We start from the raw sequence: 16,415 nt of genomic DNA on the forward strand, positions 1-16,415 counted from the left end.
GGCCCTCAGCTGAGGGCCGGGCGGGCCGCCGCGTGGGCATCCATGCGGCGGCACGCCAGCATCGCGGTGACCGTGTCCTGCCGGGCCGCCGCGACCACGAGCAGCCGTCCGGCCAGGGCGTGGGCGTGTTCGTGCAGCTCGGCCAGTGGCTTCGACTGCTCCTGGCCGGCCTCGGAACGGATCACCGCGGCGGTGGGGGACAGCGCGCTGATCCTGGCGGCGATCTGCTCCAGCGCGGCGTCGAGCTCGGCCTGCCGGGCAGGCTCTTCGGTGGCCCGGCGGACGGCCGCGGTGGCCGCGTGCAGCGCGGCCAGGTGGTGGCCGGTGAGCTGCGCGCCGGGCGTGCTCGGAACCCCGCCCGGAAGCTTGGCGGCGGACTTCGACCGGTCCTGCGCGTGCAGGCTGCTGTTGTGGGCCCGGGCCGGTGCGTGCCGGTGGGCCGGGACGGTCTTGGGCTGCTCGTACATGGGGGCGCCCTCAAGGCAGGCGGAAAACGGTGATGGGTTCCTATCCTAACTTAGACAGAGTCCAAACTGGGTAGGTCCCGGCACTCTCACGTCGGATCAGGGCTGGGTGTAGCCGTCCAGGAAGCTGCCGATCCTGGTGACCGCATCCGTCAGGTCCTCCGCGCGGGGCAGGGTCACCAGGCGGAAGTGGTCCGGCTCCGGCCAGTTGAAGCCGGTGCCCTGGACCACGAAGATGTGCTCCTGCTTCAGCAGGTCCAGCACCAGTTGGGCGTCGTCCTTGATCTTGTGGACCTTGGGGTCGAGCCGGGGGAAGGCGTAGAGCGCGCCCTTCGGCTTGACGCAGGAGACGCCGGGATGTCGTTGAGCAGCTTCCAGGCCGCGTCGCGCTGCTCCAGCAGCCGGCCGCCGGGGAGGATCAGGTCCTTGATGGACTGCCGGCCGCCGAGCGCGGCGGCGATGGCGTGCTGGGCCGGCATATTGGCGCAGAGCCGCATATTGGCGAGGATGCTGAGGCCCTCGATATAGCTGCGGGCGTGCTCCCTGGGGCCGGAGAGGGTCATCCAGCCGGAGCGGAACCCGGCCACCCGGTAGGCCTTGGACAGGCCGTTGAAGGTGAGGCAGAGCAGATCGGGGGCGAACAGCGCGGTGGGGGTGTGCGTGGTGTCGTCGTAGAGGATCTTGTCGTAGATCTCGTCCGAGTAGATGATCAGATTGTGCCGACGGGCGATATCGGTGAGGCCGCGCAGCAGTTCGTCGTCGTACACCGCGCCGGTCGGATTGTTCGGATTGATGACCACGATGCCGCGGGTGCGGTCGGTGACCTTGGCCTCGATGTCGGCCAGATCCGGGTACCAGTCCGCCTGCTCGTCGCAGCGGTAGTGCACGGCGGTGCCGCCGGCCAGGCTCACCGAGGCGGTCCACAGCGGGTAGTCGGGGGAGGGGACGAGCATCTCGTCGCCGTCGTCCAGCAGCGCCTGCATCGACATCTGGATCAGCTCGGACACGCCGTTGCCGATGTAGACGTCGTCGACGGTCAGATCCTCGAAGCCGCGGTCCTCGTAGTGCATCACCACGGCGCGGCGGGCCGCCAGCAGGCCCTTGGAGTCGCCGTAGCCGTGTGCGGTGGAGAGGTTGCGCAGGATGTCCTGCAGGATCTCCGGCGGTGCCTCGAAGCCGAAGGGTGCCGGGTTCCCGGTGTTCAGCTTGAGGATCCGGTGGCCCTGCTCCTCGAGCCGCATGGCCTCGTCGAGGATGGGTCCGCGGATGTCGTAGCAGACATTGGCGAGCTTGCTGGACTGGATTACCTGCATGGATCGGTACCCTACGGGGCCGCGTTCCCTGATGCCCTGTGATTTTCGTCCTGCGGCAGGTCGAGTCCTCCGGCCTGCCGTTCCGACCGTCCGCCGCGCCAGCTGCGGATCTGCTCGGCGGCGGGTTCGACCAGGTACACCAGGACCAGCCGGCCGCTCTCGGCCCACCACTCCCTGGCCCGGTCCACCGCGGCGCTGGGCAGCACCGCGAAGACCGCGGCCAGCCCGGGTATCCAGCCGAGCAGCAGGCACCACAGGGCGCCGAAGGCGGCGCCGAGCGCCGGGTAGCCGAAGTAGGCCAGCGGGCCGCCGTCCACCGTCCGGGCCACCACGATGCCGCGGAAGGCGCCCGCCAGCAGGCCGCCGGCCATCAGCGCGGCCCAGCCGACGAAGAAGCGGTGCAGCCGGCCCGAGCCGGTGTAGATGCGGCGGTGCCGGGCCAGGATCCGGACCACGGTGCCGACCATCAGCAGCGCGGCGAAGTCCTCGCAGCCGAGCGCGGCCCAGCTCTCGTCGGCGAAGGGGCTGAAGCGGAACCCCGGCAGCAGGAAGGGGACCCCGAGCGAACTGGGTATCAGCAGGTAGCTGTGGTGGGAGGTGGCCCAGAACAGCAGCGGGTCGAGCCCGAACAGCAGCACCATCAGCAGCGTCACCAGACCGCCTGCGAAGGCGACCCGACGGCCCGTCAGGATCGCCGTGGCGGCGCCTCTGAGGGTGCGCACCAGGGCGCCGCGTATGCGGGCAGGCTGAAGCTGGATCATGGCCATGAGCGGACTCTAGCGCCGTGACCCGCCATCTGGACAGTAAATCCCAGGGAATCCCCAGGCAGGGGATTCCGGTACAGAATCCGGACATGGAAAGTCTGGGATGTAGGGTTCCCGCGATCTAGGATCTCCCAGATCAGCACGATGGGGGCAGGGTATGGGTATGGCGGCGCGGCTGCGGCGATGGCTGGTGAACCTGGTGGTTCTGGCCTGCGCGGTGGGACTGCTGGCGGCCGTGGGGCCCAAGGGCTCGGTGACCGGGACGGGCTCCGGTCCGTGGCATGAACGATTCATCACGGACGCCCAGGGTCGCGCACTGATCCTGTACGGACTGAACACCTCGAGCAGCGCGGAGAAGTCGGCCGACGGAATGCCGTGGATCACCCAGGCCGATGTCGGCAAGGAATACGCCTCCCTCGGTACCGACTTCGTGCGCTATCTGATCCAGTGGCGCCAGGTGGAGCCCTCGCCCGGGGTCTTCGACGACCACTACCTCGCCGAGGTCGCCGCCCGGGTCGCCTGGTACAACGCCAAGGGCTACCAGGTGGTGCTGGACATGCACCAGGACGTCTACGGCCCCGCCGTCGGCGGCGAGGGCGCCCCGGCCTGGGCCACCGACGACGGCGGACTGCCGGTCAAGTCGCAGAGCCCCTGGGCGCTGACCTACGCCCAGCCCGGCGTGGTCCACGCCTTCGACGAGTTCTGGGGCACCCGCCCGGACCACCCCGACTACCAGCAGCAGTACATCGCCGCCTGGACCCATGTCGCCACCCGCTTCGCCGGCAACGCCGGCATCCTGGGCTACGACCTGATGAACGAGCCCTGGGGCGGCTCGGTGCAGGGCCCGGCCTTCGAGACCGGGCCGCTGGCGACCTTCTACCAGCGCACCATCGACAGCATCCGCTCGGTGGACCCGGTCCACTGGCTCTTCGTCGAGCCCGCGGCGGCCTCCGCCGACCTGGCCATGCCCAGCGCGCTGCCCAAGCTCAACGACCCGCGCCCCGGCGAGGCCAGGATCGGCTACGCGCCGCACCTCTACCCGGGACCGCTGGACAACGGCGGCAGCTACCAGAGCACCAGCGCCTTTCTGACGGACCGTTCGATCGCCTCCTGGACCATCCAGGTGGAGCGCACCGCGCAACGGCTGGACGCCCCGGTGCTGCTGGGCGAGTGGGGTCTGGACGCCGGAAAGCCGGAGGCGCACCTCTACGTCGACAAGGTCCAGACCGTGCTGGACCAGATGATGATCGGCGAGGCGTACTGGTCCAGCGACCCCGGGAGCACCTGGTCGCCCTGGACCAAGCCGGGCACGCCCTCCCCGATCGCCGCGGTGCTCGACACCGCGTACCCGCGGGCCATCGCGGGTGAGCCGGTGTCCTTCTCCTACGACAAGTCCACCCTGCAGCTGACGGTGAGCTGGACCGACAAGGTGGGGGTCACCGGCAGCACCGACCTCTACCTGCCGCCCTCGGACTTCCCGCACGGCGCCGACATCGACCTCAACGGCACCGGCAGCCCGCTGACCCACTGGAATCCGTCCACCCACATCCTGTCGGTGACCGTGCCCAAGCAGGCGGGCCTGGTCCACACCCTGGTGGTCACCCCGTCCAGCCAGGCCTGAGAGCTCAAGAGGCCTGGCCCCGAAAAGCCTCAAGAGGCCCGGGCCGGGGTCCTTCTGACGGACCGTCCGGGGGTGGCGTCGGTGCGCCGGTGGTCGTCGATCACCGGGGTGCCGGCCACCAGGACGAAGGGGATGCCGCTCGGCGGCGTCCGCGGCTGCTCGTAGGTCGCCCCGGCGGCGACCGTGTCCGGGTCGAGCAGCACCAGGTCGGCCCGGTAGCCGGTGCGGACCAGGCCCCGGTCCGGCAGCCGCAGCCGCCGGGCCGGGCGGGCGCTGAGGTGCTGCACGCACTCGGCCAGGCCGAGCACCCCGGCCTCGCGGACGTAGTGGCCCAGGTAGCGGGGGAAGGTGCCCCAGGCCCGGGGGTGCGGCCGGTCCCCGACCAGCAGGCCGTCGCTGCCCCCGGTGTGGGCCGGGTGCCGCATGATGGTCCGGACGTTCTGCTCATGGCCGACGTGCTGCAGGATGGTGGTCCCCAACTCGTCGTCGCGCAGCAGCCCGGCGTAGGCGGTGAAGGGGTCCACCCGGTCCCGGTGCGCCAGTTGACTGATCGTCAGACCGACCGCGGAACGCAGCAGCGGATTGCGCACCCCGCTGATCTGCACGGTGTCCCAGTCGGCGACCACCCCGTGGCAGCCGTCCGAGCCGTGCTGCTCCAGCGCGGTGCGGATCGCGGCCAGCGCGGCCGGGTCGGCCAGTCGGGCCAGGGTCTGCTCCGGGCCGCCCGCGGTGGCCCAGCCGGGCAGCAGCGCGGCCAGTGTGGTGGAGCCCGGGAGGTAGGGGTAGCTGTCCAGGGTCAGCTCCACCCCGCTCGCCAGCGCCTGGTCCAGCAGTTGCACCAGCTCGCCCGCGCGGCCCGCGTTGACCTGGAAGTTCATGGTGGCGTGGGCCAGGTGCAGGGCGCAGCCGGAGCGGCGCGCCACGTCGATCATCTCGGCGTAGGCGTCCAGCGCGCCGGCGCCGTAGGAGCGGTGGTGCGGGGAGAAGTAGCCGTCGAAGGCCGCGACGGTGCGGCAGAGCGCGACCAGTTCCTCGGTGTCCGCGTACATCCCGGGGGAGTAGGTGAGCCCGGCGGAGAGGCCGACCGCGCCCTCGGCGAGGGCGCGGGCCAGCTGCTGCACCATCCGCGCGGTCTCGTCGGCGGTGGCCGGACGGTCCGCCCAGCCCAGGACCAGAGCGCGCAGGGTGCCGTGCGGCACCAGGTAGGCGGCGTTGACGGCCATGCCCCGGCCGTGCGGGCCCGCGTCCAGCCGGTCCAGGTATTCGCCGACCCCGCGCCAGGACCAGTCCAGGCCCGGCGGTTCGCCGTTCCAGCCCGCCAGCTGCCGCCGCAGCCCGGCCAGGGTGGTGCTGTCGACCGGGGCGTAGGACAGGCCGTCCTGGCCGAGCACCTCCAGGGTCACCCCCTGGGCCGCCTTGGCCTCGTGCCCGGGGTCGGTGAGCAGGGCGAGGTCGGAGTGGGCGTGCATGTCGATGAAGCCCGGGGTCAGCGCGAGGCCGTCGGCGTCGATGCCGCGGGCGGCGGCCGGGCGGGGCCCTGGGTCGCCCTCGCGGTGGATCGCCTGGATCAGGCCGTCCCGAGCAGCACATCGGCCCGGTACGGCGTGCCGCCGGAGCCGTCGACCACCAGCGCGCCGCGGATGACCAGGCTCCCGGCCGCCGGCGGCTGGTCAGGGGGTGTCGAAGGCTGCATCAGAAGAAGGTGCGGATGTAGGCGGCGACCGTGCCGTCCGCCTCGACCTCGGGGATGAGCTGCCACTTCTCCAGCACGGTGCAGGGGTGGGAGAGGCCCAGCCCGACCCAGTCGCCCACCGCGACCTCGGCCCCGGGTGCGACCTCCACGAACGCGTGCTGGTCGGAGAGCTTGCTGACGGTCAGTCCGGTCGCCTCGCGCTCCGCGCCGGTCGCCGGGTCGCGGACCAGGGTGGGCACCGGCAGGCCCAGGTCGTAGGAGAGATCCCGCTTTCCGGCGTTCAGCAGGGCGAGGCCCGGCTCGGGGCGGGAGACCACCTGCGCCCACAGCCGCAGCGCCGGACGCAGGGTCTCGGCCGGGGCGTGCAGCGGGGTGATCCTGGCGTAGTGGACATGGTCGTGGGTGACGTACGCGCCGCTGCGCAGCAGTCGCAGCACCGGCCGGGAGAGCCGCAGCGCCGACTCGGTCAGCGCCTCGGCGACCAGGTCGAAGTGCTCGCTGCCGCCCGCGCTGACGATGATCTCGTCGGTGTCCCCGAAGTGGCCCGCCGCGTCGGCCAGGCGGGCCAGCTCGACCAGGTCGGCCAGCCAGGCCCGGATCGGGGCCCGGTTGTCGCTGCCGGGGTCGATGGTGCCCTCGTAGCCGGCCACGCCGACCAGGCGCAGCCGACGGCTGGAAGCGACGCGTGCGGCCAGTTCGAGCGCCGCCGGCACCCCCCGTACGCCGGTGCGCGCGCCCTCCGCGCCCAGCTCGACCACCACGTCGATCGGCCGGGCGCCGGGGGTCCGCTCCATCAGCTCGATGCCGCGCACCGAGTCGACGTAGCAGACGAAGCGGAACTCGGGATCGCGGTCCAGCTCGGCCGAGAGCCAGCCCAGCGCGGCGGCGTCCACCAGCTCATTGGCGAGGAAGATCCGCTGGACCCCGAAAGCCCGGTACATCCGTACGTGCGAGGGGACGGCGGCGGTGATGCCCCAGGCCCCGAGGGCCAGCTGGCGCTGGTAGAGCTGGGGGGCGAGCGGGGTCTTGCCGTGCGGGGCGAAGGCCAGGCCGTGCGCCGCGGTCCAGTCGGCCATCAGCGCCAGGTTGTGCCGCAGCGCGTCCGCGTCCAGGGTGAGCAGCGGGGTGGTGAAGCCGTCCTGGAACAGGTTCACCCGCGCCGCTGTGAGCTCGGCGAGGGTGGCCCCCTCGTAGCCTGGCGGCAGTCCCTTGAAGTGCCAGTCGACAATGGTGCTGCCGAGGTCCTGGAGGGCGGCGAGGTCCATGGGGCTCCTGGTATTGCGCGTGATGCAACGGTCATTGCATATCCTGCCGCACAGGGGTTCGCCAGTACAGCCCCATGATCATGAGGAGCAGCACCATGAGCAAGACCGTCGTTCGCACCGACCAGGCCCCGACGCCGATCGCCAGTTTCTCCCAGGGGGTCGCCAAGGGCGGGCTGCTCCAGGTGGCCGGCCAGGTCGGCTTCGACCCGGCGACCAGCATCCCGGTCGGCCCCGGACTGCGCGAGCAGATCGACCAGACCCTGCGCAATGTCGAGTCCGTCCTGGTCGCCGGCGGGTCCGGCTGGGCGGACGTGATCATGGTGCGGGTCTACCTCACCGACACCGCGCACTTCGCCGAGCTCAACGCCGCCTACGACGAGTGGTTCGCCAAGGCCCTGCCCGAGGGCGGCTACCCGGCCCGGACCACGGTCTACGTGGGCCTCCCGGCCGGCCTGCTGGTCGAGATCGACGCCCTGGCCGTCACCGGCTGAGAGTACGTTGGTCCCGTATCCGTCGAAGGGGGTCTGTCGACATGGTGGGGACCTATCTGTTCGTCGTGCTGACGGGGAGCGGCGCCGGCGCCGCCGTGCACCAGCGGGCCAGGATCGAGGCCGGCCGGTTCACCGAGGCGCTGCCCCCGCGCAGCCGGGTGCTGCTGCTCTCCGTCGCCGCGCTCGGCGCCACCGCCGCCGCCTGCGGCTACCACTGGCACGTGCTGGCGCTGCTCTGGGCCGCGGCCTTCGCGGTCCCGCTGGCGCTGGTCGACGTCGCCGAGCACCGGCTGCCGCGCCGCTTCACCTATCCGTCAGCTGCGGGAACGCTGCTGCTGCTCGCCGCCGCGAGGCTCGCGGGCGACAGCACCGGATCCGTCCTGCACGCGCTCTACGGCGCGCTCGGGGTCGGCGCGGTGTTCTGGCTGATGGCGTTCATACTCCCGTTCGGCCAGGGGGACGCGGCCCTCGGCCTCACGGTCGGGGCCGCCCTCGGCTGGTACGGCTTCCGCACCCTCTTCGAGGGGGTGTTCCTCGGCTTCCTGCTCGCCGGGCTCTATGGAATGGGAAAGCTCGCCGCGCGCCGAGCCGGGCGTCGCGACGAGCTTCCCTTCGGTCCGTTCCTGCTGCTGGGCACGCTCCTTGCGGTCGCGCTCAGCCACTAGCCTTACGGCAGTGGGCAGTTACGGCATCGCGTGGACGAACGCACCCTCGTTCAGGGCGAACTGGTTGCCGTTCTTGGCATCCCAGGCGGTCGACCAGGTCATCACGCCGCCGATCGTCGGCCACAGGGTGGTCGGCTTGTAGGTACCGCAGTTGGTGCCCTTGGCGATGCAGTTGAGGGCGTTCTCGACCACGCTCGGCGCGACATAGCCGCTGCCCGCCGCGCTGGACGAGGCCGGGACGCCGATGCCGACCTGGGCGGGCTTGAGCCCGGCCTGGATGGCGGTGCAGACCATCGAGGTGATGAAGTCCACGGTGCCCTGGTTGTAGACGCCGCCGTCGCAGCCGTTCATCGAACCCGAGTTGTAGTACTGGGTGTTGACGATCGTCAGCACATCCTTGACCTGCACCGCGGTGGCCAGGTAGTCGGAGCTGGCGGACAGCATGTCGATGGTCTGCGGGGCCATGGTGAGCACGAAGCCGGAGCCGGCCTTGCTCGCCAGGGAGTGCAGGGCCTGCGACATGTAGGTCGGATTGAGGCCGTTCTCCAGGTCGATGTCGACGCCGTCGAAGCCGTAGGTCTGCATCAGCGCGTAGGCGCTGTTGGCGAAGTTGGTCGCGGCGGCGGAGCTGGCGACGGTGATGGTGCCGTTCTGGCCGCCGACCGAGATGACCACCTTCTTGCCCGCGGCGTGCTTGGCGGCGATGTCGGCCTTGAACTGGGCGTCGGTGTAGCCGCCCAGCTTGCTCTGCAGGGTCGGGTCGAGCGAGAAGGTGATGCCGCCGGTGCTGCTGGGGTCGGCGGTGGCGAAGGAGACCGCGATGATGTCGTACGCCGAGTTGACGTCACTGATCTTCTGGTCGGTGGCGCCGTTGTCGAAGTCCTGCCAGTAGCCGGTGACCAGGTGCTTCCCGGTCAGCGGCGGCGCGGTGGTGGGCGGCGCGGTGGTCGGCGGGGTGGTGGTGGGGGCGCCGTGGTCGGCGGCTTGGTGGTGGTGGGCGGCGCCGTGGTGGGGGGAGCGGTGGTGGGCGGGGTGGTCGTCGGCGGGGCGGTGGTGGGCGGCGCGGTGGTCGCACCGGCCGCGCCGCTCAGCGTCACGTCGTCGGCCTGGTAGGCGCCCTGGCCGTACCAGCCGTGCAGGTAGATGGTCACGCTGGTGGTCGAGGCACCGGTCTTGAAGGTGGTGCTGAGCTGGTTCCAGGAACTGCTGTTGGACCAGGTGCTGACATCCGTGGTGCCGTCCCCGCTGGTGCCCAGGTAGACGTACGGGCCCTGGACCCAGGCGCTGAGCGAGTACGAGGAGTTGGGCTGCACGCTGATGGTCTGGGTGCACTGCGCCGTGTCGCCGCTGGTGGGGGCCGCGGAGAGGGCGTGGGTGCCGGAGTGGACCGGGCTGGAGACGACGGACGCCGTCCCGGCGCTACAGCTCCAGTTGGCGAGCGAACCGGTCTCGAAGCCGGGGTTCGCCACCAGGTTGGTGGTGTCCGCGCTGGCAGAGCCGGTGAAGGCGGCCAGTCCGGTCAGGCCGAGGCCGATGACGGTCGCGCAGGCGGTGACTGCGCCGATGGCGCGGCGAGGGGATGCCATGGATTTCTGTCCTCAATGTGGGGGAGGGGAAGACAGCAGATGACGCTTGACCCACAAGTTGGACTAGACCAGTAGTCGTGTCAAGAGCGCCCACTCGCCCTTAAGGTCCTCTTAAAACAACTCCCACCAGGCATGTTGATCGGCAAAATGGTACAGACCGCACCTGGAAGGGATCTTCCACATGCGGTCTGTACCAATCAAAACGGCGAGAAGGCGGGAATCAGCCCTCGCTGGACGCCGACCAGATGTTGATGTCGGCCTCGGTCGCATAGCGGTCGATCTCGGCCAGCTCCTGCTCCGTCAGCTCCGGCCCCTGCACCGCGGCCACATTGGTCTCCAGCTGCGCCACCGAGGAGGCCCCGATCAGCGCGGAGGTCATCCGCGGGTCGCGCAGCAGCCAGCTCAGCGCCAGCTGCGCCAGCGACTGGCCGCGCTTGGCGGCGATGTCGTTCAGCGCCCGCAGCTTGAACAGGGTCTGCTCGTTCAGCGCCTTAGGGTCGAGCGACTTGCCCTGGGCGGCCCGCGAGTCCTCCGGGATGCCGTGCAGGTAGCGGTCGGTGAGCAGCCCCTGCGCCAGCGGTGCGAAGCCGATGCAGCCGGCGCCCTCCGCCTCCAGCACGTCCAGCAGGCCGTCCTCCTCGGTCCAGCGGTTCAGCATGGAGTAGGAGGGCTGGTGGATCAGCAGCGGGACGCCGAGGTCGCGCAGGATCGCCGAGGCCTTGAGGGTGTTCTCCGCGCTGTAGGAGGAGATGCCCGCGTACAGGGCCTTGCCCTGCTTGACGGCGGTCGCCAGCGCGCCCATCGTCTCCTCGAGCGGGGTCTCCGGGTCGAAGCGGTGCGAGTAGAAGATGTCGACGTAGTCGAGCCCCATCCGCTGCAGCGACTGGTCCAGGCTCGCGGTCAGGTACTTGCGGGAGCCCCACTCGCCGTACGGGCCCGGCCACATGTCGTATCCGGCCTTGGTGGAGATGACCAGTTCGTCCCGGTACGGGCGGAAGTCCGCCGCCATGTGCCGGCCGAAGTTGGTCTCCGCGCCGCCGTACGGCGGTCCGTAGTTGTTGGCCAGGTCGAAGTGGGTGATGCCGAGGTCGAAGGCCCGGCGGAGGATCGCCCGCTGGGTCTCGAACGGCTTGTCGTCGCCGAAGTTGTGCCACAGGCCGAGCGAGATCTCGGGCAGCTTCAGTCCGCTGCGGCCGGTCCTGCGGTAGGCCATCGATCCGTCGTCGGAAAGCGGCGCATAGCGGGTCTCGGCGGCCCGGTACGGAGCTGGGATCATCGGGGTGGTACCTCTCATGCGGGTCACGGACGGGTGTTTTTGTGTCAGCTGGTTGAACAATAGTCGCGCACCCCATGCGGGTGTACGACCTGTACCGCGCCCGGAGTAGGGTGACACCCCGGGGGCGAGCACCGGAGGGGCGACGAAATACATGGATCTGGGCAGGCTGGTTCGCCGAACGCCGGTGCTCCGGCAACTCACTTACGGCCTGTACGGACGGCGCGTCGAAGCACATCTCGACCATGACCACGTCCCCCGCCACGTCGGCGTGATGCTGGACGGGAACCGCCGCTGGGCCCGGGCCGCCGGGATGTCCACGGTGGACGGCCACCAGAGCGGCGCGGACAAGATCCCCGACTTCCTCGGCTGGTGCGAGGAGGTCGGCGTCGAGGTGGTGACGCTGTGGATGCTGTCCACCGACAACCTCAGCCGTCCCGCGGAGGAGCTGGTCCCGCTCCTCGGCATCATCGAGGAGGCCGTCCGCGGCCTCGCCGAGACCGGCAGCAACTGGAAGGTGCACCCGGTCGGCGCCCTCGACCTGCTGCCCGCGCAGACCGCCTCGGTGCTCAAGGACGCCGAGCAGGCGACCGCGGACCACACCGGGATCCTGGTCAATGTCGCGGTCGGCTACGGCGGCCGGCACGAGATCGCCGACGCCGTCCGCAAGCTGCTCCAGGAGCAGGCCGCGCTCGGCACCTCGGTGGAGCAGCTGGCCGAGATGATCGACGTCGAGCACATCGCCCGGCACCTCTACACCAGCGGCCAGCCCGACCCCGACCTGGTCATCCGCACCTCCGGTGAGCAGCGGCTCTCCGGGTTCCTGCTGTGGCAGAGCGCGCACTCCGAGTTCTACTTCTGCGAGGCCTACTGGCCGGCCTTCCGCAAGGTCGACTTCCTCCGCGCGCTCCGCGACTACGCCGCCCGGAACCGCCGTTACGGCGGCTGAACAGCTGATGACGATGAAGCGTCAGTTCGTTTCTGGTGGCATGGGTTCGCCGGAGCGTGGGAATAACCGCCTCAGACCGTGACCTCGGCCATCGGGGCCCGAGGGATCGGTGAGCTGCGGATGACAGCAGGTCGTCCGCCCGGGAGGCTTCGTGGTCAGTTCCAAGAGCCGCCGGAGTTTGCATGACCGGCGCACGTACGTCCTCGACACCAGCGTGCTGCTGGCCGACCCGAACGCGATGACCCGTTTCGAGGAGCACGAAGTCGTACTCCCCGTGGTCGTGGTCACCGAGTTGGAGGCCAAGCGGCATCATCCGGAGCTCGGGTACTTCGCCCGGCAGGCCCTGCGCCTGCTGGACGACTTCCGGGTCCGGTACGGCCGGCTCGACGCCCCCATTCCGGTGGGCGACGTGGGCGGCACGATCCGGGTCGAGCTGAACCACACCGATCCTTCCGTCCTCCCCGCCGGTTACCGGCTGGGCGACAGCGACAGCCGGATCCTGGCGGTCGCCCGGAATCTGCAGGCCGAGGGGTACGACGTCACCGTCGTCTCCAAGGATCTGCCGATGCGGGTGAAGGCCAGCTCGGTGGGCCTGCTCGCGGAGGAGTACCGCGCCGAACTCGCGATCACCTCCGGCTGGACCGGTATGCACGAGCTCGCGGTGGGAAGCGACCAGGTGGACGCTCTCTTCGAGGCCGAGCGCAGCGAGACCGTCGACATCCCCGAGGTGCGGGACCTGCCGGTGCACACCGGCCTGGTGCTGACCTCGGAGCGCGGCAAGGCCCTGGGACGGGTCACCGCGGACGGCCGGGTGCGCCTGGTGCGGGGAGACCGGGAGGTCTTCGGGCTTCGCGGCCGCAGCGCGGAACAGCGCATCGCGCTGGACCTGCTGCAGGACCCGGACATCGGGATCGTCTCCATGGGCGGCAGGGCCGGCACCGGCAAGTCCGCGCTGGCGCTCTGCGCCGGCCTGGACGCGGTGCTGGAGCGGAGGCAGCACCGCAAGGTGATGGTCTTCCGGCCGCTGTACGCCGTGGGCGGCCAGGATCTCGGCTATCTGCCGGGTTCCGAGTCGGACAAGATGAGCCCCTGGGCTCAGGCGGTGTTCGACACCCTGTCCGCGGTGACCACACCGGACGTGATCGAGGAGGTGCTCTCCCGGGGCATGCTCGAGGTGCTGCCGCTGACCCACATCAGGGGGCGCTCGCTGCACGACGCCTTTGTGATCGTGGACGAGGCGCAGTCGCTGGAACGCAACGTGCTGCTCACGGTGCTGTCCAGGATCGGCCAGGGGTCGCGGGTGGTGCTCACCCACGACGTGGCGCAGCGCGACAACCTGCGGGTGGGCCGGTACGACGGGGTGGTCGCGGTGGTGGAGAAGCTCAAGGGGCATCCGCTGTTCGCGCACATCACGCTGACCCGCTCGGAGCGTTCGCCGATCGCGGCGCTGGTCACCGAGCTGCTGGAGGACATCCAGCTCTGACCGGACCCCCGCACAAGTGCGCCGCCGCCCTGATGGCTCCTGGGCGGCGGCGTCCTTTTGGCAAAGTTGTCCGATCGTAACCATGGGCTCAGCCGTCTCACAGGGGAACAGCGGAACTTTCTGCTGCTTCGGCCATGTGAGTTTCGACACGTTGGTAAGAATTGCGTCGGCGGGTCCGTCTCGGGCAAGGTGTGGGTTCTGTCAGGCCCCGCTTGCGGTATGACTGGGCACGTGTGAGACACAGTCAGCCGTGAGCCGCCCGAGCACCACGGCGCCCCGCTCGCACCGGGACGCTCCGGGCCCGTGTCTCCCGTGACCAGTTCAGGGGGAGGCCAGCGTCAGGGGCGGAGTTCGCCCGTGCGGTCACCTACATGGGCGGCGCTGGAAGGAAACCGTGTGAACCGGATCTCGGTACGGGGTGTGGCCGTAGCCTCAGCCACCGCCGTCACTGCCGTCGGAGCCGTGGTCGGAGCCGCCTCCGGCAGCGCCGCCCAGCCGACCGCTCAGGTCGCCGACGTCGCAGGATCCACTCTTCTCGCGGACATCCCGTCCGGGGACAGCGCGCAGACGGTCGTCGACAACCTCGGCCGCCAGGCCGACGCCCAGCAGGCCGACGCCGACGCCGCCGCCCAGAAGGCCGCCGACGAGGCGGCCCGGGTCAAGGCTGCGAACGCCGCCAAGGCCAAGGCCGATGCGGACAAGGCTGCGAAGGCGGCCAAGGCCGCCGCGAAGGCCCACGCCGCCGAGGTGGCCGCAAGCCGCGCCGCGACCCGCGCCACGCTCACCAAGAACTACAGCCCGGGCTCGGTCCAGGCGATAGCGCTGTCGATCGTGGGTCAGGCCCAGTTCTCCTGCTTCAGCAACATCGTCACCCGTGAGAGCGGCTGGGACTACACCGCGACCAACCCCAGCTCGGGTGCGTACGGCCTGGTCCAGTCGCTGCCGGGGGACAAGATGGCCTCGGCCGGCGCGGACTGGCGGACCAACCCGGCGACCCAGATCAAGTGGGGTCTGAACTACATGAACTCCCGCTACGGCAGCCCCTGCGGCGCCTGGAGCTACTGGCAGGTACACCACTCGTACTGATGCACCGGCCCGGTCCGTGAACGGCCTCAGGGCAAGTTGAAGCCCCCGATCCCTGTCCGATCGGGGGCTTCGTGTACTTCTCCCACGGAACCGGCCGCTGTGTGCGTGGCGGCCTCGGACTGGTCGTCCCCGGGACTGCTGTCGGCTAAACCCATATCGGTCGAAAATGACCTGATTTTCCGATATTCGTCCGAGGGGCGCTCGGACCTGCCCCGGCCCGCCGCCGGCCCGCCCCCGGTGGGCCGCCCCGAAAGCCGCTCGTCCCACCAGGTAGCGTTCGTAGCGGACGCACACGGGCGGGAAGGGGCGGGGTCAGCGATGAAGCGAGACGGCAGAGGGGGACGGCCGGGAGCTGCGCTGGCCTCCGTCGTGTCACGGGCCACCGCGCGGATGGAGCGCCGCCGCCGCGAGGCCGAGCTCGCCGTCGAGCACGCCGAGCACCGCAACGACCCGCCGCCGCTGCCGACCGGCCCGCCGCCGGTCGATCCCGGCTTCGGCGACAGCCCGCCCTACCCGGCCCGGTCGAGCAGCCCGGTCGAGGCGGTGCCGTGGAGCCTGCGGGTCAGCGCCGAGGTGGTCTGGCGGCTGCTGGTGGTCGGCGCGGGCCTGTACGTCCTGTTCCAGGTGGTGCAGACGCTGCGGATCGTCGCGCTGGCCTTTGTCGCCTCGCTGCTGATCACCGCACTGCTGCAGCCCACGGTGACCTGGCTGCACCGGCACGGGGTGCCCAGGGCGCTGGCTGCGGTGCTGACCTTCCTCAGCGGGCTGATCGGCATCGGCCTGGTCGGCTGGTTCGTCGGCTGGCAGGTCAGCACCAATCTGAACCAGGTCACCGACCACATCCAGACCGCCATCACCCAGATCCGGAACTGGCTGACGCACGGTCCGATGCATCTGACGGACAAGCAGATCAACCAGTTCGCCCAGACGCTGTCCAAGGCGGTCGGCAACAACAGCGACCAGATCACCTCCTACGGCTTCTCCACCGTCAGCATCGTCATCGAGATCCTGACCGGGGTGTTCCTGGCCGCCTTCTGCACCTTCTTCCTGATCTACGACGGCGAGCGGATCTGGGGCTGGGTGCTCCGGCTGTTCCCGCCGGCGGCGCGGCTGGCCATGGCCGGGGCCGGGCCGCGGGCCTGGTCCACGCTCACCGCGTACGTCCGCGGGACGGTGCTGGTGGCCTTCATCGACTCGGCGTCGATCGGCATCGGCATCTACCTGCTCGGGGTGCCGCTGGCGGTGCCGATCTCGGTGCTGATCTTCCTCGGGGCGTTCGTGCCGCTGGTCGGCGCGCTGGTGACCGGGACGATCGCGGTGCTGGTCGGGCTGGTCACGCACGGGGTCTTCACCGCCGGGATGGTGCTGGTGGTGCTGCTCGCGGTGCAGCAGATCGAGGGCCATCTGCTGCAGCCGCTGATCCTCGGCCGCGCGGTCCGGGTGCACCCGATCGCGGTGGTGCTCTCGGTGACCGTCGGCTCGGTGGTCGGCGGCATCGGCGGCGCGATCGTGGCCGTCCCGCTGGTCGCGGTGACCAACAGCACCGTCGGCTACCTCAAGGCCCGCCAGCACGCGGGCGAGGACGTCAGGGCGGCGCTGGTCGCCGCGCAGCACGGGCAGCTGGTCGCCGCCCCGCCGCCGCAGCACGCCACCGAGCCCCCGCCGGGTTCCGGCGGGGGCTCGGGTGGGGGCTCAAGCAGCGGCTCGGGCGGCGGCGGGGCGGCGGTCGCGGACCGGCCGGCCGGGGAGTCCTAGCAGTCTG

General features: G+C 70.7%; 13 protein-coding genes and 2 pseudogenes. 7 read left to right on the plus strand and 8 right to left on the minus strand.

Annotation, left to right across the window (positions count from 1 at the left end; translation table 11 throughout):
• Positions 1-5: 5 nt before the first annotated feature.
• The 3 genes and pseudogenes from ACXKR8_RS31320 to ACXKR8_RS31330 form a co-directional block, all read right to left on the minus strand.
• Complete coding sequence (locus ACXKR8_RS31320) at positions 6-467, minus strand: SCO4983 family protein (protein ID WP_458267926.1); 462 nt, start codon at positions 465-467, stop codon at positions 6-8.
• 96 nt (positions 468-563) lie between these two features.
• Positions 564-1,777 (minus strand): annotated as a pseudogene (locus ACXKR8_RS31325) (pyridoxal phosphate-dependent aminotransferase).
• Positions 1,778-1,788: 11 nt separating this feature from the next.
• Positions 1,789-2,538, minus strand: coding sequence for a hypothetical protein (locus tag ACXKR8_RS31330; RefSeq protein WP_462099925.1), 750 nt, complete (start codon positions 2,536-2,538; stop codon positions 1,789-1,791).
• Positions 2,539-2,704: 166 nt separating this feature from the next.
• On the opposite strand from ACXKR8_RS31330, the gene ACXKR8_RS31335 reads away from it, so the two are divergent.
• Complete coding sequence (locus tag ACXKR8_RS31335; protein WP_458267929.1) at positions 2,705-4,162, plus strand: cellulase family glycosylhydrolase; 1,458 nt, start codon at positions 2,705-2,707, stop codon at positions 4,160-4,162.
• 29 nt (positions 4,163-4,191) lie between these two features.
• Here the strand turns inward: ACXKR8_RS31335 and ACXKR8_RS31340 are convergent.
• Positions 4,192-5,855, minus strand: a pseudogene (locus tag ACXKR8_RS31340) (N-acyl-D-amino-acid deacylase family protein).
• Complete coding sequence (locus ACXKR8_RS31345; protein WP_458267931.1) at positions 5,855-7,120, minus strand: alanine racemase; 1,266 nt, start codon at positions 7,118-7,120, stop codon at positions 5,855-5,857. The pseudogene ACXKR8_RS31340 and the gene ACXKR8_RS31345 overlap by 1 nt, the downstream one beginning before the upstream one ends.
• A 95-nt stretch (positions 7,121-7,215) precedes the next feature.
• On the opposite strand from ACXKR8_RS31345, the gene ACXKR8_RS31350 reads away from it, so the two are divergent.
• Together ACXKR8_RS31350 and ACXKR8_RS31355 are read left to right on the plus strand one after the other, a co-directional pair.
• On the plus strand, positions 7,216-7,611 hold the full coding sequence (locus ACXKR8_RS31350; protein ID WP_458267932.1) for a RidA family protein: 396 nt from the start codon (positions 7,216-7,218) through the stop codon (positions 7,609-7,611).
• A gap of 41 nt (positions 7,612-7,652) precedes the next feature.
• Positions 7,653-8,276, plus strand: coding sequence for a prepilin peptidase (locus tag ACXKR8_RS31355; RefSeq protein ID WP_458267933.1), 624 nt, complete (start codon positions 7,653-7,655; stop codon positions 8,274-8,276).
• An 18-nt stretch (positions 8,277-8,294) separates the two neighbouring features.
• On the opposite strand, the gene ACXKR8_RS31360 is transcribed toward ACXKR8_RS31355, so the two are convergent.
• From ACXKR8_RS31360 to mgrA, 3 genes are all read right to left on the minus strand, one after another.
• Positions 8,295-9,194: a chitinase gene (locus tag ACXKR8_RS31360; RefSeq protein WP_462100707.1), complete on the minus strand. Its 900-nt coding sequence runs from the start codon at positions 9,192-9,194 to the stop codon at positions 8,295-8,297.
• Entirely contained in the window at positions 9,191-9,862 is a 672-nt protein-coding gene (locus tag ACXKR8_RS31365) for a carbohydrate binding domain-containing protein (RefSeq protein ID WP_462099926.1), read from the minus strand. The genes ACXKR8_RS31360 and ACXKR8_RS31365 overlap by 4 nt, the downstream gene beginning before the upstream one ends.
• Positions 9,863-10,082: 220 nt before the next feature.
• The gene (mgrA, locus tag ACXKR8_RS31370) at positions 10,083-11,138 is read right to left on the minus strand and encodes an L-glyceraldehyde 3-phosphate reductase (protein WP_458267935.1); all 1,056 of its coding nucleotides are present in this window, start codon (positions 11,136-11,138) and stop codon (positions 10,083-10,085) included.
• Between the two features lie 151 nt (positions 11,139-11,289).
• Here mgrA and ACXKR8_RS31375 point away from each other — a divergent pair, with 151 nt between their 5' ends.
• The 4 genes from ACXKR8_RS31375 to ACXKR8_RS31390 all read left to right on the plus strand — a co-directional run bounded on the left by ACXKR8_RS31375 (position 11,290) and on the right by ACXKR8_RS31390 (position 16,408).
• A complete protein-coding gene (locus tag ACXKR8_RS31375) occupies positions 11,290-12,084 on the plus strand; it encodes an isoprenyl transferase (protein WP_458267936.1) in 795 nt (264 codons plus the stop codon).
• A 151-nt stretch (positions 12,085-12,235) separates the two neighbouring features.
• The gene (locus ACXKR8_RS31380) at positions 12,236-13,567 is read left to right on the plus strand and encodes a PhoH family protein (protein WP_458267937.1); all 1,332 of its coding nucleotides are present in this window, start codon (positions 12,236-12,238) and stop codon (positions 13,565-13,567) included.
• 396 nt (positions 13,568-13,963) lie between these two features.
• Entirely contained in the window at positions 13,964-14,653 is a 690-nt protein-coding gene (locus ACXKR8_RS31385; RefSeq protein ID WP_458267938.1) for an aggregation-promoting factor C-terminal-like domain-containing protein, read from the plus strand.
• A gap of 369 nt (positions 14,654-15,022) precedes the next feature.
• On the plus strand, positions 15,023-16,408 hold the full coding sequence (locus tag ACXKR8_RS31390; RefSeq protein ID WP_458267939.1) for an AI-2E family transporter: 1,386 nt from the start codon (positions 15,023-15,025) through the stop codon (positions 16,406-16,408).
• Positions 16,409-16,415 lie beyond the last annotated feature (7 nt).

It is taken from the genome of Streptacidiphilus sp. PAMC 29251 (assembly GCF_054208735.2).

What these genes read in the sequence shown, in the direction of transcription:
- ACXKR8_RS31350 (WP_458267932.1), top strand. Translation starts at nt 7,216, where the DNA reads ATGAGCAAGACCGTCGTTCGCACCGACCAGGCCCCGACGCCGATCGCC.
- ACXKR8_RS31345 (WP_458267931.1), bottom strand. Translation starts at nt 7,120, where the DNA reads ATGGACCTCGCCGCCCTCCAGGACCTCGGCAGCACCATTGTCGACTGG.
- ACXKR8_RS31365 (WP_462099926.1), bottom strand. Translation starts at nt 9,862, where the DNA reads ATGGCATCCCCTCGCCGCGCCATCGGCGCAGTCACCGCCTGCGCGACC.
- ACXKR8_RS31375 (WP_458267936.1), top strand. Translation starts at nt 11,290, where the DNA reads ATGGATCTGGGCAGGCTGGTTCGCCGAACGCCGGTGCTCCGGCAACTC.
- mgrA (WP_458267935.1), bottom strand. Translation starts at nt 11,138, where the DNA reads ATGATCCCAGCTCCGTACCGGGCCGCCGAGACCCGCTATGCGCCGCTT.
- ACXKR8_RS31330 (WP_462099925.1), bottom strand. Translation starts at nt 2,538, where the DNA reads ATGATCCAGCTTCAGCCTGCCCGCATACGCGGCGCCCTGGTGCGCACC.
- ACXKR8_RS31320 (WP_458267926.1), bottom strand. Translation starts at nt 467, where the DNA reads ATGTACGAGCAGCCCAAGACCGTCCCGGCCCACCGGCACGCACCGGCC.
- ACXKR8_RS31355 (WP_458267933.1), top strand. Translation starts at nt 7,653, where the DNA reads ATGGTGGGGACCTATCTGTTCGTCGTGCTGACGGGGAGCGGCGCCGGC.
- ACXKR8_RS31335 (WP_458267929.1), top strand. Translation starts at nt 2,705, where the DNA reads ATGGCGGCGCGGCTGCGGCGATGGCTGGTGAACCTGGTGGTTCTGGCC.